Genomic DNA, 2,094 nt, shown 5'->3' with positions numbered 1-2,094 from the left:
AGTCTGCTACACCTCCGGACGTGGCTGGTGGGGGAATGCGTCCGGGTCGACACCACTTGCGCGAGCATCGGCGAGCGCCGCGTCGTACTCTGCGGCCGTAACTGCGTTGTTTATCATGAGCTCGGCCATCCGCTGCGGGGTGTAGACCTCGGTCTCGTAGTCAGGGCCTGACGTCGTCCAGTCGAGGTGCACTTTGAGGTCGTTCATTTGTTTGTAGGGCACGAGGCCGTCCTTCTGTAGCCTGCCGACGACAATGCCAGGCGCGATGCCGAGAGACTGAGCGAAAGCGGCCACAGATGCCTTCGTGGGTTGACCGCTCGCCCGGAACGCTGTGTATGCGTCCGGCGGAATGAGCGTATCGGCGGCGAACGCATCCGCGCGTGCCTCAGATGCTGGATCGCGATCCGGGTCGCACAGGCTTGCGTGTCGCCGGTCGTCGAGCAGTAGGTGGCCGACCTCATGGAAGAAGCTGAACCAGACCTGATCGTCAGTCTTGTACCGCAGGCCGAGTATGATCACTGCCCGGCTGCGCGACGCCCACCAGCTTGCGGCGTGGCAGCGAGTCTTGGGCAGATCCGGCACGAACACGACGGCGACCCCCGCTGCGGCACATCGCTCGCGGATGAGCTGCTGCCACTGCCCGACTGGCTCACGGGTAGCAGGTCGCAGGCTCTGAACCGCGTGTCGGAGCTCCGCCTCACTGTACGGTTCCGTTTGAATGCTCTCGGCGGCAATCTCACCGGCGCGCAGCCATGCGGCAATCGCAGGAGTGCTTGCGGTGTACGCGGTGCTCATGCGCGCGGCGAGGCGTCGTGGTGCTCCCCAGTACTGCGTGTATGCATCCACCGACGACACGCCAAAGTAGCCAAGCAGCTCCCCGGGCCCGGCCTCGCGAGCAATCCAGCCGTTCGCTGCCATTTCCTTGCGCGGGAACGATCCGGCCCACTCGGACTGTGCTTCTAGTTCCCCGTCCTGTGCGCGCCGGGCGAGCACGTCGCGATACTGTGCCTCCGCCGCATTCCAGAACGATGAGGGAACACCGAGTACGCGCTCAAGCTCGATAGCGGTCTCGTGGGTCAGAGACGCTTTCCCGTTGATGAGCTGGCTCACGAACTTCTCGCTCTTACCGAGGCGGACCGCGAAGTCGATCTGCGTGATGCCGCGCTCATCGAGGAGTTCGCGGATGGTTTCGCCCGGCGAAACGGGAACGTCGAGATGCGCCGAGTATCTGATGTCAGCTGCCATTCGCGGGCTCCATATAACGCTGGTTTACCTTACTGGTAATGATACAACGATTTACCGATGTGGTAAAGATACATTTGCATGTGATGTAAGCGAGCCGAGATTGCCTCCTACCCGATGAGCCTCACCCGGCACGCGCTTGTGGCGGCTTGCCGGCGGTCGGCCGTGACGAGCTCGGCGTCGAGGATGACGGCGAGCGCGATGAAGGTGGCGTCGTAGAGAGCGATGCCCTCTGCGCTCGCGATCTGCGCGGCGCTCGTGAGCAGCGCTGCGTCGACCGGGGCGATTAGTACGTCGACGTCCGCGAGAAAGCCGATGGCCCGCTCGACGTCCGCGACTGGCGTGCGACGCGAGACCAGCGCGTTCACTACCTCGGCAAGCAGCAGCGATGGCGCCAGGCGCGCCACGTCGTCGCGTTGATGCTCGCGCAGGAGCGATTCAGCGACCTCGGCGCCCGGCTCCGAGGCGTCGAACCACTTGAACGCGACCGAGGAGTCGATGACCACCGGTCGTCCGGTTGAGACTCGCAGCGGCTCACTCATCGTCGCGGTCCGTGCTCGACTCGAGCCACCTCGGCGGCGCATCGCGCATCTGGCGGATCAGTGCGGTGCCGTCGGGCCCGGGCGGTATCCGGCTGCCGATCTCACGCATGCCCGCAATCGCGCGCTCGATGCGTACCTGACGCTCGTCTTGTTCTGTGGCGCGGTCCAGCTCGGCGATGTAGTGTGCGGCGGCCTCCTGCACGAACCCGCTGCGCGTCGTGCCAGCCGCCTCGGCACGGCGGTCGATTTCCTCCAAGACGCCGTCGGGAAACGATATGTTCGCTTTGCCCATGGTAGTAGCCCATCTGGT

Annotated in this window: 3 protein-coding genes; all 3 read right to left on the bottom strand. The window is 64.7% G+C overall.

Annotated elements, in window-relative coordinates; all coding sequences use genetic code 11:
* Nucleotides 1–6: 6 nt before the first annotated feature.
* The gene (locus Q7U95_RS01405; RefSeq protein ID WP_308751494.1) at nt 7–1,245 is read right to left on the bottom strand and encodes a helix-turn-helix domain-containing protein; all 1,239 of its coding nucleotides are present in this window, start codon (nt 1,243–1,245) and stop codon (nt 7–9) included.
* A gap of 107 nt (nt 1,246–1,352) precedes the next feature.
* On the bottom strand, nt 1,353–1,784 hold the full coding sequence (locus Q7U95_RS01400) for a type II toxin-antitoxin system VapC family toxin (RefSeq protein ID WP_308751493.1): 432 nt from the start codon (nt 1,782–1,784) through the stop codon (nt 1,353–1,355).
* Nucleotides 1,777–2,094, bottom strand: a 318-nt coding sequence (locus tag Q7U95_RS01395) for a type II toxin-antitoxin system HicB family antitoxin (protein WP_308751492.1), incomplete at its 5' end; no start/stop codon positions are given. The genes Q7U95_RS01395 and Q7U95_RS01400, both read right to left, overlap by 8 nt.

Origin of the sequence: Candidatus Oleimmundimicrobium sp. (assembly GCF_030651595.1) — a bacterium.
GTDB lineage: Bacteria > Actinomycetota > Aquicultoria > UBA3085 > Oleimmundimicrobiaceae > JAUSCH01.
The sequence above is the reverse complement of the archived record's forward strand: the minus strand, read 5'-3'. Positions and strand labels throughout refer to the sequence as shown.